A 13,845-nucleotide genomic window follows, 5' to 3' on the forward strand; every position below is an offset into this window, starting at 1 on the left:
AATGAGGACCGTAAAGAAGTGTTTATTGTAGATGACTCCATGTATGAGCGATTAAACGCGAAAAATGTCGAGCTTTGCGGTTGGCAATACGATCATGCCAATCATAAAAATAAGAAAGGCTTTCGTTTTCTTCAACTTGGCTGGAGTGACGGCAATACCTTTTTACCTGTTGCTTTTAGCCTGTTATCTTCAAGTAAGAAAGTCCGTGAAGCAGGGAAAGTGGATCATCGCACCCATTCTGGAAGAAGAAAAGCGCAGGCACAACGAAAAGGCACGGATGTCCTAGTTGAGCTTCTTCAAGCGGCTCTAAAAGAAGGAATAACAGCCAACTATGTCTTGTTTGATTCTTGGTTTTCAAGTCCCAAAATGTTTCATGCGCTACACAAGATGAAGCTTCATGCCGTATGTATGCTTAAACGCTCAAAGAAAGTTTATTATCGATACCATGGTGAATGGGTCGATGTTAAAACCATTTTTCAAACAGAGAAAAAGCGAAGAGGTCGTTCAAGATATCTGCTTTCTATTTGTGTTGAATCTGAAATAGATGGTCAAGTACTGCCAATTAAACTTGTGTACGTAAGAAATCGGAATAAGCGCAATGATTATCTCGTCCTAGCCACCACTGATATTTCTTTGAGTGAAGATGAAATCATTCAGCTATATGGAAAACGCTGGTCAATTGAGGTTTATTTTAAAATCTGCAAACAACATCTTCGTCTGTCCAAGTATCAAGGGCTTTCTTATGACGGAATTTTTGCGCATACGATTACAGTCGCCGTTAGTTACCTTATTTTGGCTGTCCAACACCGTGAACAAACCGATGAAAGAACGATGGGCGAGTTATTTTATTTGATGATTGAAGAATTATCAGATATCAGTTTTTCAGAAGCAATCAGCCAACTTCTCGAGCTTTTTAAAGAAGTATTTGCGAACGAAATGGTGCTTTCTGAAGAAACTTTAAATAACATCATGGACCAGTTTCTCAAAAAACTACCTCAAGCAACACAAAACCAGTTGAAGTTGGTTGCTTGAAACTAAATTATCGGGTTGTTTTCTTGATATCATGGGATTCGTGTGCACTTTTTATGTTTCAAGTTTTAGTCTATAACACTAAAATAAACCATGTTGACGAGAATTACCAACATGGTCTACTTTCTTTTTACATTTCAGCAAGTAACGCTTTAATTTCTGCTTGATTTTTGGCTTGCATTAATGCTTGACGGAAATCATCGTCCATTAACTTACGTGATAAGCGTTGTAAAATTTTTAGATGCATATCGCCTTGTGCATTTTTAGGCACGGCAATCATAAAGATTAAATGAGACGCTTCACCATCAAGTGATTGCCAGTCAACACCCGCATTGCTTCTTGCAAAAGCTAAAGTTGGGGTGGTTACGCTGTCTGATTTTCCATGAGGAATAGCGATTCCCATACCAATTCCAGTTGTACTTTCGGCTTCACGGGCATAAATGGCTTCTTTAAAACGAGCTGCATTGGTCACATTCCCAGTTGCTGCTAAACGAGTCGTTAATTCATCAATCACGGCTTCTTTTGTTGCAGCTGGAATATCTAAGACAATCGAATCATCGGCAATAATATCTAAAATGGAAGAAAATTCTGCTTTTGGTGTGGTTGCTTCTGTTTGAGTAGCAACTTCTGCTACAACGACAGGCGGTGCTGTTTGAATGGTTGGTTTTAAGAAACTTAACATCAAGACAGTTACAGCAATCCCGGCTGCGACTGCCACAAAGAACATTAAAACATTCCCAACCGCTCCTAATACTGCGACAATTGGGCCACCGTGTGCGACTTGGTTGGTTACACCACTTAACATCGCAACGACGGAACCAGTCATTGAACCAACAACAATACTTGGAATTACTCGAACTGGATCGGTTGAAGCAAATGGAATCGCTCCTTCAGTAATCCCAAAAAGTCCCATTGCAAACGCCGCTTTTCCAGCTTCTTGTTCTGGACGAGTAAATTTATTTTTCAAAACAAACGATGCAGTTCCTAAAGCAAGTGGTGGGATACAAATCGCAACTGCAATTGGTCCCATAATAGAGTAGTTCCCTTCTGCAATTAGACCTGAACCAAATAAGAACGCGACTTTGTTAAATGGCCCACCCATATCAAAGGCAATCATCGCCCCTAAAATCATCGCTAAAATAACTTCACTACCACCTTGCATGCCAACGAGAAATTCCGTTAACGCTTTAAACATCCAAGCAACTGGTTCGCCAATAATATAAATAAAAGATAATCCGACAATGACTGAACTCACAATTGGAATAATAATAATTGGCATAATTGATTGGACAACTTTTGGTACGGGAATTTTTTTAATCGCTAACACAATGTAACCGGCTAAGAAACCAGTAATAATTCCGCCTAAGAAGCCCGCATTTGCGTCACTACCATACAAGGCACCGTTAGCCGCTAACATCCCGCCGACAAAACCTGGAACTAAACCAGGACGATCCGCAATACTTTGTGCAATGAAGGCGGACAAGACGGGTACCATTAAGCCCATCGCAATACTACCAATACTTAACATCGTGGCCCAAATCGTACCCTCAGGAACCGCAATCCCACCAGGACCAGGTTCACCACCTAAAGTTAAAGCCAGTGCAATTAATAATCCACCAGTTACCACAAATGGCACCATGTAAGAAACACCATTCATCAAACTCTTATAGATTTGTTGCCCGATTCCTTTGGCTTCTTTTTGTTGCTCAAGGTGTTCCGTTTTTGAATCACTTAAATGAATCGGCGCTTTGTTATCTAAAATTTGTTGAACCAAAGCAACTGACTTATGAATGCCATCTTGCACGCCCACGTTAATTAATTGTTTGCCATAAAAACGAGACAAATCAACTTTCGTATCGGCTGCAATAATCACCCCTTGCGCTTCTTGGATATCTTGGGCACTCAGTTCATTTTCAACACCAATGGAACCATGTGTTTCGACAATGACTTGTACGCCTAATTCTTTTCCAGCTTTTTCTAAGTTTTCGGCTGCCATGTACGTATGAGCAATACCAACTGGACAAGAAGTAATTGCTACGATTTTTTTCATTTTTACCACTCTCCTCACTTTCTATTATATAAAAAAAGAAAAAAGAATTAAGGTTAAGCGCCTTCCGTTATAACGGCAATCAGGGAAAGATTAAAAAAAGCCGCATTTCTGCGACTTTTCTTTTAGCGAACGTTCCCCATTAAATTTTGAATTGGTTGGCGAATGAAATAAAGGGCAATCCCTGTTAATACTGCGACGCCTCCGACAATCCCGAAATACGCACCTTCTGTAGCTGGTGTAAAAAAACGAGCAATTTGTGCATTAATCGCTTGCGACGTTGCATCGGCTAGTAACCACAAAGCCAAAGTTTGTGCTTGGAAAGCTTTTGGCGCTAGCTTAGTAGTCACTGATAAACCAACTGGTGATAAACACATCTCACCAATAATCATAATAAAGAAGCTCAAAATTAACCACATCGGGCTCACTCGTTGCTCAGTTCCAAATAAAATTGATGGAAACATTAATAAAATGAACGAGCTACCGGTAAATAAAAGCCCAATTGAAAACTTTGCCACCGTTGAAGGTTGTCGATCCCCTAATTTTGTCCATAACCAAACAAAAAATGGCGTTAGCACAACAACAAAGACGGGATTTAAGATTTGGTACCAACTCGCTGGTACATTAAAACCCCACAGCGTCCCTTGCGTTCGATCCGCCGCAAACAAAGCTAAAATCGATGACCCTTGCTCTTCTAAAGACCAAAAAACAATTGCTGATAAAAATAAAGGGATATACGCTCGAACTTTACTGCGTTCTTCTGGTGTTACGTCTTTTGAAGTCAGCATTTTGGTAAAATAATAAAAAGGCAAGCCAATTCCGAGCACACTAACAAAATTAATAAAAAAATCAATCGTTAGACGGTTGGTTAAAGCAGCGAATACAAAAATGAGCATCACTACTGCTGAAACCAAGCCAATTGTTTTGGCTAATTTTTGACGTTCTTCTTTTAAAATTGGGTTCGTTGGTTTTAAACCAATGGCTTTTAATGTTTTTTTCCCTTGAAAATAATAAACGACTAACCCAACAAACATCCCCACAGCCGCCACTGAAAAACCTAAATGATAATTCACATTTTGACCGAGTGTACCGACAATAATTGGGGCGAGTAAACTTCCTAGGTTAATCCCCATATAAAAAATTGAAAAACCTGCATCGCGTCTTAAATCTTCCGGCGCATATAAATTGCCGACCATCGTAGATACGCTAGCTTTTAGCATTCCTGTCCCAATTACAATGAAAATCATCGAAATAAATAAAGCCGTCATCCCAAATGGTGTGGCCAAAACAATGTGGCCGAGCATAATAAATAGCCCACCAATAAAAACGGTTTGGCGCATCCCTAACAAACGGTCAGAAATCCAACCGCCTAAAATACTTGACATAAAAACGAGCGAGCCATATACGGACATAATGGCTACGGCTGTTGCTTTTGGTAAAGCTAAACCACCATTAGCAATCGTGTCATACATGTAATAGAGTAAAATTGCCCGCATACCATAATAACTAAATCGTTCCCACATCTCGGTAAAAAATAATGTTGCGAGTCCTTTGGGTTGGCCTAAAAAACTTTTGTCTGTACTGTCCATAATTCCACCTTTTCTTTTTTCAAAAATAGTTCAATTTTTCTGAAAATTTATGCTATGCTTTTCCTAAACACTGAAAAATTATACGCCTTTGATGAAGCGATGCAAGGTATCCAACAAAAAAATCATTTAATTCTCATGATTTTAATTTAAAATCGTTCTTTTTTAATTTTATTTTAAAATTAGACATTTCTATTAAATAATCACTATTTAAAAACCAATTTAGTTTGTACGGAGGAGTTAGCAATAAATGCATAAAAACCTTTTTTAACAAAAGAATATGAAACAATTTATTTAAAAAAAGAATGAGTGACGAGTATCAATTAACAAATCGGGGGAGGGGGCATCAAATGAAGGATTGCAAATAAGGATTTTCTTGAATTTTAATGGAAAACCATTTTGAAACGCTTTGGGATCTCTTTCGCTCCATTCCGTCACTTGAGCAACCCGGACAATCTGTTTTAGGTCAACGACCCACCACTTAACGTAACCGTTTGAAGTGGGGGCTTGTGTCTGTCTAAATTCGACAGGGTTTCTGCCCTTACAGATAACCATTACACTTATTCCTACCCAGTAGTGCGAACGGTTGTTTAGACCTCCTACCTTCGTATGGTGGAATATAAGGACGGTTGACTTCGCCCCTACCACAAGAGTTATACTCTTGTGGTAACAACACCGATATGTTCAATTCCTTTGCGGTGTAAGTTCATCGCTGCAATACGGTCGTCATTTGATTCGTACTGGCAATTCTTACACTTAAACAGGTGTCGTTTTTTATTGCGATTTGCTTTTTCAATATGTCCACATTTCGGACACGTTTGAGACGTGTATCTAGGATCGACCGTAATTACCTTTTGTCCGTTCAGTTTTGCTTTATATTCCAAACATTGACGGAATTGGTAGAACGCCCAGGAGACAGAAACATAGCGGTTTTTCACGCGTACTTTTTCAGTCGCCGAACGAACGCCCGTTAAATCTTCTAAAACAAACAGCGTCCCTTTCGGGTATTTATCAACGAGTGCTTTTGTAATCTGATGGTTCACATCAGCGACATAACGGTTTTCTCTTGAGCCGATTTGTTTTAATTTTTTACGAGCAGAAGGCGTTTGACGCAATTGCAATTGTTTACGAACGGCTTTAAATTGCCCGCGTTTATGTTTGACAACGTTACCATTGTAGAACGTGGTCTTTCCTTGACTGTCATACGTCGTCGCTAGAAAATTAATACCTAAATCAATACCAACAATATTCTTGACATCGGTGTCGTTCAGTTCTGGAAACTCTTTTGTCATCGGTATGTGCAAAAACCATTTTTGATATTTGTACACTAATTTCGCCGTGCCGAATTTCCACGTACCATTAAAGTATTTTTTCATGGCGGTACGTTCGTAATTCAATTTAAGGCGACCCGCTAACGTGTTTACGCTAAATTGATTTTGCGTCAGAGAATAATCTCGATTCCAAACGAGGTCGTATTCAGGAAGCTTAAACACAATGAAAGACCAGTGGTGTCCGTTCGATTGCGCTGATTTATAACGCGCGCTAACGGTTTTCATTACCGATTGTGCCATCTGGCTTTTTAGCTCAAACAGACGTCGCAAATCAGCGTAATAGCGCTTGTTTAAACTTACTTGATTCAGGTCTTTTGTCTCAAAAACATGTTTCGACAGCCAATTGCACGCCTCACGGTAAGCGTCCGTTGTGGCCTTTAGATTTTCCGCTTGGAGACTCGAAACGTAAACTTGTATTTTTGCCGTAACGGTAGACATCCACTTCACCACCTTTCACTAATGTTATTATACTATATATATCCTAGTGAAATTAAATACTTTATGTTAGAAAAAAGCATTTCAGCTATGTTCGTAGCTGACGACCATTCCTCACCCACTTATCGTTTGGCTTCGCCCTGCACACGATGGAAGTGGGCGTATCCTTGTCGGGTTTAGATGAAAGATAAGCTCTTCTTGCATGAAGCGATGAAGAAAATTAAAGGAACTTTCCTTGAAGAAGTTCTAGAAGAAGCCAAACTCATTTAACAAAAAACACCTTTGAAATCCGCGTTTTTCCAAACGAATTTCAAAGGTGTTTTTCTTGCTATTATTTAAACAATCTCAAGCGTCACAGGAACATTTCCACGAAGCGCTTTTGAATAAGGACAAATTTGATCCGCTTTTTGAGCTAAGAAAGTGGCACGGTCATGATCGACGCCCTCAATGTGAATTTCTAATGTTACTTCAATATGGAAGCCTTCCACATCATCGGCAAATAAACCAACGCGAGCAGTTACGGTACTTGGATGTTCGTCTTTTTCTTGACTCATGGCAAGTTCTAATGCGCCATTGAAACAAGCACTGTATGCAGCAGCAAATAATTGTTCTGGGTTCGTTGCATTTTCAACTTTTTTTCCTGGAGAGGTCACTTTATGTTCAAAACTATGATCTGGTGAATAAACTTCTCCTTCGCGGCCGCCGGTGTTGATAATTTTTGTTTCATAAACTTTTTTCATGGGTGATTCCTCCTACTTTCTTTGCTAGTTGGTTGATTTGATGTAGTAAGCGAAAATATTCTTCTTGGTCTTCGGTCACAATCGTTAAACAACTCGTCACCGTTGAAAGAATTGCTTCTTGATTGTCTTGTGCTTTTTGGGTCAAAGCAACCAAAACTTTTCGCTCATCGCTCTTACAACGTTCGCGCGTCACGTAACCGTTTTGTTCCATTCGTTTAATCATTGGTGTTAAAGTACCACTATCTAGCGACAAGGCTTGACCAATTTCAGAAACGGTTTGTTGGTCTTTTTCCCACAAAACAAGCAGCGTTAAATATTGCGTATATGTTAATTGAAAAGGTTCTAACGCCATATTATACACACGGGAAAATTCTTTTTGCGCATTATAAATCGCAAAACACAATTGTTCACTAATTACCGGTCGGATCATTTTCTCTCACCTCCATCTATTTAGATTGTACACAATTTAATTTTAAAAAACAAATGATACGCTCACTTATTTTGTTACTTGTTTTATTTCAGTTAAAATGGGTTCTTTGATGACCGTCGCTAATACCTCTAAAAGCCCATGATGGTAGTCATTGTCTAAACGTAAGCCTTCATTTTTGCATAAATAAAAACCAAGTTTGTGGTACAACACCACTGCTGGGTAGCTCCATGTTTGTGTATGAAGCATCACGTCTTGACCTGGGTTTAATTCTGGAAATAAAGATAAAACTTTAGCAACAACCGCTTGTCCCAGTCCTAGACCTTGTCGGGTTGGATCCACGCTCACCCAATGCAAAATCGGTTGAAATACTCCTTGCTTATCGGCAAACCAAGCCGTCGCGGTTGCAACGACTTGTCCTTTAGCATCTTCAATAAAGACTTGCCTTTTAGTTAAATCAATTACTGGCAAATGATATTGTTCTCTTAATTTTTCCAAACGTTCGCCGCCTGGTAAAAATTCAGCCTGATAACGCTCAAGCGCGGCCTTATCCGTTTCAAATTCAGCTACGGCTAACTCTAACTTCGCCCAGTGCTTCTCATCGCCTGGTTGATAAAAGCGAAAACGATAACCCTTGGGTAACGCAGGCACTTGGACCTGTAAAAGATCTTGGGCTGCAATTTTCATATAAATGTGTTTAAATGGAATATTTTTATCTAGCATAACAATGACCTCCAGTTCTTTTTTCTCTATTATAACGGATGATTAACAAAAAAAGGGACTGCGACATCAGCCACAGCCTCTTTTGATCTATAAGTATTCTTTTTATAATCCCGGATGCAAGAACAGCTTGGAGCAAAACGCCATTTTCAACACCTTTTTTTGCCGTAATAATAAACTGGGATTCCTAGTAGGGTTAGGCCGATTCCGGAGATGACGAGTAAAGGTTGGGTTAAACAAGTCATGACTAATATAAAACCACCGCCCAACATGGCAATGAGTGGTACGATTGGATAAAATGGTACTTTATAAGGACGCAACAGATTCGGTTGTTTGACGCGTAAAATAAAGACTGCTGCAAAAATTAAGAGACTGAAAAACCACATAACAAACACAAGCATGTCTGTTAGTAAGTCGAAGCTTCCTACAAAAATCATCGCACAAGCAATTAAAATTTGAAAAAGAGCTGCCCAATAAGGAACATACGTCCGACGTGATAATTTTGTTAAAGGTTGGCTAAAACGAAAATTATTTTGCAACGCAAGCGCATAAGGGACACGTATGCCGGTCATTGTATAACCATTTAATGCGCCATAGACTGAAATTAAAATACCGAGTGTGACTATTTTTCCGCCTGAATTTCCAAAAATCGCCATGGCCACTTCTGATGAGGCATTTAAATTTCCAGCGATCGCATCGACTGGTAAAGTTTTTACAAAAACAAAATTAATAAAGCAATAAACGAGTGTCACAAAACCAAGTCCTAAAACAATGGCTTTGGGCAAATCTTTTTCTGGTTGTTTCATTTCACCAGCAACGTTTCCAACATTTAACCAACCATCATAAGCAAATAAAGTGGCTAACAACGCCCCGCTGAACCCCGCTAACCAAGAGGAATTCGTATTTAAATCTAGGTCGACTAGTGAGACGGTTACTTGTCCAGGTGTCAATAAACCGACGATAATAATCGCTGCAATTGGCAATAGTTTAATAAACAATGTGATTGTTTGAACTTTTGCAGCCACTCTTGTTCCTAATAAATTAATGCTCGTGACACTAATTGCCGTTAAAAGAGCAATTGGGATTAAAAAGACGGTACTTAGATGAAAAAGATGAATAAACTGTGTTGCAAAAATGATACTCAAGGCGGCAATATTGGCTGGGAAATAGATAATTGATTGCGCCCAACCTAACAAGAAGGCCGGTAATTTGCCATAAGTTACTTCAATGTACTGAATTGCGCCTCCTGTTTTAGGAATGGCTGTTGCTAATTCTGCAACTGTTAATCCACCGCAAATTGTTAACAACCCAGCGACAAACCAAGCAAGTAAAGCGAGTTGCGCATTTTGTGTATGCGAGACGACCGCTGCTGCTTTAAAAAAGACCCCTGCACCAATCACGGTCCCCATAACAGTTGACAAAGCGCCTGTTAAAGAAATCTCTTTTCTTAATTTTTGATTTTCCAATTATTCCACTCGCTTTCTGTAATAAAACTTATTAGTCAAAGTATACTGAAAATTTATGGAAATTTCCATTGTGATTTCATAAAAAAAGAAAAACTCAAATGCAGATCAAAATGATCAGCATTTGAGCAAATTTTATTTATACATAAAGATGTAGCGGGTAAGTTAAGTAATTAGGTTCTTCTAATTTTTCAGCTGTTACAAAACCCGCTGGGGCATGTAAAACTGATGGGATTCGGTTAACTACCGTTGCACAGGTATGCGCTACAGTATCCGGTTTTTCAAGTGAGAAGACCATATCTGGCTCTCCAGTAATTTCCCAATCACACATATCGCCATCATTTTCACGGTACACTTTTCCAATACATTCGACTTCAAGTTCAATGCCTTGATGGGTATGAATTGTTGTTACTGCCGACATACCAATTGCATCGCCAGCTGGGATTGTCCGACCTAATGTTTCAGAATAAACATCTTCTTCTAAGACAAATGGAACACTCTTTTGGCTAATCGCTTGAATCGTCCAATGCATTTTAGCACAAATGCCTTCTGCTGCGTTCCACATGTAAGATGGTAAACTTTCAGCTTGGGCAATTTCAGTTTCAAATGTTACTAAATCATAACCTGCACCATGCGCCTCTGCTAAAGCCAAACCATAATCTTCTACGTTATAGCTAACTGCACCTTTTATTTTTTTAATTTTGTTCATTCCAGCCATCATCAAGGTTGGTATATTAATCCAGTAAATATCTTGCATGCCACTTCCAGTAATTGTTACCCCATGTTTTTTTGCCAATTTGTCTAAGCGGTTGGTAACAGCCGGTGCGGTATTCCATGGATAAATCGCTTCCTCACACGTCGTAATTACGTTTACGTGGTTAACAATGCATGTTTCATAGAACTTTTCCATTTCTTCCATATAACTAAATATCGTTACAATCGCAATGTCTGCGTCACAACTTTCCAATACTTCTTGGGCATTCGCAGCTATTTTTACGCCTGTTTGATAGCCTAATTCTGCGAAATCGCCAATGTCTTTTCCGACAACATTCGGATTATTATCAATCGCACCGACAATTTCTGCACCATGATCCATTAAATACTTCACTAAAACTTTTGACATTTTACCGCAACCATATTGAACGACACGAATTTTTTCTGTAAACATTGAACTGCCTCCTATTAATTGTATTTATTTTCACATTCATAGTATAATCTCTCTAGTAACTATAGAGTCAAGGGAGAGTATTGAAAATGTTTTCAAAGATGAAAATTGGTGATTTTGCACGTTATAATCAAGTTTCGATTCAAGCGTTACGTTATTACGAAGAAATTCATTTGTTAGCCCCAATTTGGGTTGACCCCATAACCAACTACCGCTACTACCATATTAAGCAATCGGCTGTCATCGACAACATTCAATTCTTCCAACAGATCAATTTTTCTTTAGCTGAGATAAAACAAATCATGAATGATACTGATAGTTTGACCGAACTAAATGAGCTAGTTGAAAAAAAGAAAAACGAATTAACGAATCAGTTAGCTAGTATTCAATTACAACTACAAGCTATTAAGAATTTTCAAGAAGGTGCACTCACTTATCAAAATAAACAACACTGTCAAACCATTGAAATTTGTGAATTTCCGGCAAGGTATATTTTGTCGTATCCAATTAGTCAAAACATTTATACGATGTCAGAAGAAGAGTATGAATTTTCTTTGCGAGAGTTTAAGAACCAGCGAAGTGATTCAAATCAATTTAAATGTGTTGGTTCTCTGATGCCACGCCAGTCTTTTATTGACCAAAGTTTTATTTCAAAAGAGCTTTTTATATTTACGAACAAGAAAAATCCCCTAGCAAAACAACTACCTAAAGGAACATACGCTACTTTTTATTGTCACTCTTTTAAGGAAGAACTGCATCGCTTAAAATCGTTTCATCTTGAATTAGAACAAAAGAATTATCAAGTCATTGGTGACTATATTTGCGAGGTTTTATACGAAAAAAATAAAACTTCAGATATTAACCGCTCCATGTTTATTCGTATGCAAATTCCAATTAAACAAGTCGCTTTAAACGAATCCTTTTAAAATTAGAAGTGATTCGTTTCTCTCAAAAATTCATTTTGCCAACATTCAAAGTAAATCTTATCTTCACTTAATAGCTCCTTTTTTTCACGCGCTTTATTTTGCATAACAAGTCGATTTGATATCAATTTCCCCTTCTAGCATTTACGCATTAAAAATTCTTATAATAAAGTGGTCTTCTTTTACAAGAAAAGGTAAAATAAATAGCAACACGTACTTTATGGATGGAACAAAAAATAGTAAATGAGGAGACTTGCTGTGAAAATATTTTTAGTTGAAGACGATTTTGCTCTTGCCAAACTCGTGAAAGAAGCAATTGAAAAATATAATTTTGAGGTTTTTCCTAGCACCAATTTTCAAGCACTTGATCAAGAATTTCTAGAAGTTCAGCCTGATCTAGTCTTAATGGATATTAATTTGCCTTACTTTGATGGCTTTTACTGGACAAAACAAATTCGACAACACACCAATGTTCCTATTATTTTCTTATCTGCCAGAGATTCACCGATGGACCAGGTGATGGCTGTAGAATATGGTGGCGATGATTATTTGGTCAAGCCTTTTGCCAATGAAGTCCTTATCGCTAAAATTAAAAGCCAATTACGGCGTGCTTATGGCGAATATGCAGCCAATAAGGAACGAACTCTTGCGCGACAAGGTCTAGCTTATTATCCTGAAAGGCTAGAAGTACATTATCAAAATCAAAAAGAATTGCTGACCAAAAAAGAAGGCGAACTTCTCGAACTACTACTAGAATCCGCACCAAAACTTGTCCCTCGTGAAATTTTATTAATGAAAATTTGGGACGATGCTCGTTTTGTCGATGATAATACGTTATCGGTGAACATGGGACGTTTACGAAAAAAACTAGAGGACCTCGGTTTGCCGACAAACATTATCACAACGGTTCGCGGCAAAGGTTACTTATTAGACTGGGGGGAAGCTTAAATTGATCCGTTTCTACTTAAAAATGAATGGTTTTGCATTGTTTACTAGCTTTGGGATTGTTAGTTTTCTTGCCTTTGTTATTTATTTAACCAATGCTTTTTCCTTACAGTTAGTCCTTTATTTTTGGTTTATTTCGATTTTATTGTTTGTTTTTGTTTTTTTCTTTGATTGTCGGTCGAAAAAAGAGTTGTATCGTTTTTTATCGGGGAAAACCGATCAATTGCTAATTGGTGATACGAGCAATCTAAGTCAACAAATGAAACGAAAAATGGACGAACGTTTACGAATTGAAGAACAAATGGTTTTAAAACATGCCCAACGTCAACAACAACAAATCACTTTCATGAATTTATGGGTTCATCAGATGAAAACGCCACTGAGTGTTCTAGAGTTAATGGCACAAAATAACCAGCTTACTCGTCACGATGTTTTGACTGAAACCCATCGCTTAAAATCTGGCTTAAACTTAGCGTTAAACGAAGCGCGTCTAGGAACTGATTTTCAAAAAGACTTTATTTTAGCGCCTTTATCGCTAAATAAAATCGTTACGAACGCCGTCAATAACCAAAAAACCGCTTTTATCCAGCGGAAACTTTTCCCTAGTGTTGAAATTGAAGAGGCCTTGCAAGTAATTAGTGATGAAAAATGGCTAACGTTTATGATTGAGCAACTACTTACCAACGCACTGAAATATTCACATCCACAAGGAACGATTGAATTAAAGGCGGTAACTGAGGAACAAGCAGTGACACTCACGATTACCGATCACGGGATTGGAATTCCGGCTTCTGATTTACCACGAGTGAAACAAGCTTTCTTTACAGGGGAAAATGGCCGGAAATTTGGTGAGGCCACAGGGATGGGGTTATATTTAGTCCAACAAGTTGCCGATGAGTTGGGGATCGAATTAACGATTCATTCAACTGTTGGCTATGGAACGAGTGTCGCACTACAAATCCCGACTTAGACATCCTTTCAATAAAGAACAAGCACTCAAACATTTTCGTCGCAAAAGAACTTTTGCCACTTGG

12 protein-coding genes and 1 pseudogene are annotated in these 13,845 nt (G+C 38.4%); 5 read left to right on the forward strand and 8 right to left on the reverse strand.

Going from position 1 to position 13,845, the window contains the following annotated elements:
* Window positions 1-1,032 (forward strand): IS4 family transposase (locus tag JOD14_RS03755; RefSeq protein WP_204653362.1); only part of this gene is annotated, 1,032 nt, incomplete at its 5' end.
* A gap of 127 nt (window positions 1,033-1,159) precedes the next feature.
* Here JOD14_RS03755 and JOD14_RS03760 read toward each other — a convergent pair.
* Both JOD14_RS03760 and JOD14_RS03765 read right to left on the reverse strand, forming a co-directional pair.
* Window positions 1,160-3,079 carry a PTS fructose transporter subunit IIABC gene (locus JOD14_RS03760; RefSeq protein ID WP_204653363.1) on the reverse strand — a complete coding sequence of 640 codons (1,920 nt, stop codon included), beginning with the start codon at window positions 3,077-3,079 and terminating at the stop codon, window positions 1,160-1,162.
* Between the two features lie 122 nt (window positions 3,080-3,201).
* Entirely contained in the window at window positions 3,202-4,665 is a 1,464-nt protein-coding gene (locus JOD14_RS03765; RefSeq protein ID WP_204653364.1) for a peptide MFS transporter, read from the reverse strand.
* A gap of 383 nt (window positions 4,666-5,048) precedes the next feature.
* On the opposite strand from JOD14_RS03765, the pseudogene JOD14_RS13590 reads away from it, so the two are divergent.
* A pseudogene (locus JOD14_RS13590) lies at window positions 5,049-5,132 on the forward strand (oleate hydratase); the annotation flags it as partial.
* 183 nt (window positions 5,133-5,315) lie between these two features.
* Here JOD14_RS13590 and JOD14_RS03775 read toward each other — a convergent pair.
* The 6 genes from JOD14_RS03775 to JOD14_RS03800 all read right to left on the reverse strand — a co-directional run bounded on the left by JOD14_RS03775 (window position 5,316) and on the right by JOD14_RS03800 (window position 10,946).
* Window positions 5,316-6,431 (reverse strand): RNA-guided endonuclease InsQ/TnpB family protein, encoded by a 1,116-nt coding sequence (locus JOD14_RS03775; RefSeq protein WP_204653366.1) that lies wholly within the window; start codon window positions 6,429-6,431, stop codon window positions 5,316-5,318.
* A 332-nt stretch (window positions 6,432-6,763) separates the two neighbouring features.
* Entirely contained in the window at window positions 6,764-7,168 is a 405-nt protein-coding gene (locus JOD14_RS03780) for an organic hydroperoxide resistance protein (protein WP_204653367.1), read from the reverse strand.
* Window positions 7,152-7,598, reverse strand: coding sequence for a MarR family winged helix-turn-helix transcriptional regulator (locus tag JOD14_RS03785; protein WP_204653368.1), 447 nt, complete (start codon window positions 7,596-7,598; stop codon window positions 7,152-7,154). Before JOD14_RS03785 ends, JOD14_RS03780 begins: the two co-directional genes overlap by 17 nt.
* A gap of 66 nt (window positions 7,599-7,664) precedes the next feature.
* A complete protein-coding gene (locus JOD14_RS03790) occupies window positions 7,665-8,318 on the reverse strand; it encodes a GNAT family N-acetyltransferase (RefSeq protein WP_204653369.1) in 654 nt (217 codons plus the stop codon).
* Window positions 8,319-8,464: 146 nt separating this feature from the next.
* Window positions 8,465-9,781, reverse strand: coding sequence for an APC family permease (locus JOD14_RS03795; protein WP_204653370.1), 1,317 nt, complete (start codon window positions 9,779-9,781; stop codon window positions 8,465-8,467).
* A 136-nt stretch (window positions 9,782-9,917) separates the two neighbouring features.
* On the reverse strand, window positions 9,918-10,946 hold the full coding sequence (locus JOD14_RS03800; RefSeq protein WP_204653371.1) for an NAD(P)H-dependent amine dehydrogenase family protein: 1,029 nt from the start codon (window positions 10,944-10,946) through the stop codon (window positions 9,918-9,920).
* Between the two features lie 86 nt (window positions 10,947-11,032).
* Between JOD14_RS03800 and JOD14_RS03805 the strand changes: the two genes are divergently transcribed.
* The 3 genes from JOD14_RS03805 (at window position 11,033) to JOD14_RS03815 (ending at window position 13,781) form a co-directional block, all read left to right on the forward strand.
* Window positions 11,033-11,869 (forward strand): MerR family transcriptional regulator, encoded by an 837-nt coding sequence (locus tag JOD14_RS03805; RefSeq protein WP_204653372.1) that lies wholly within the window; start codon window positions 11,033-11,035, stop codon window positions 11,867-11,869.
* A gap of 255 nt (window positions 11,870-12,124) precedes the next feature.
* Window positions 12,125-12,814, forward strand: coding sequence for a response regulator transcription factor (locus JOD14_RS03810; RefSeq protein WP_338031664.1), 690 nt, complete (start codon window positions 12,125-12,127; stop codon window positions 12,812-12,814).
* 1 nt (window position 12,815) lies between these two features.
* Window positions 12,816-13,781, forward strand: a complete 966-nt coding sequence (locus tag JOD14_RS03815) for a sensor histidine kinase (RefSeq protein WP_204653375.1) — start codon at window positions 12,816-12,818, stop codon at window positions 13,779-13,781.
* The last annotated feature ends 64 nt before the right edge of the window (window positions 13,782-13,845 follow it).

The sequence above is a fragment of the Enterococcus lemanii genome, from assembly GCF_016909125.1.
GTDB lineage: Bacteria > Bacillota > Bacilli > Lactobacillales > Enterococcaceae > Enterococcus_I > Enterococcus_I lemanii.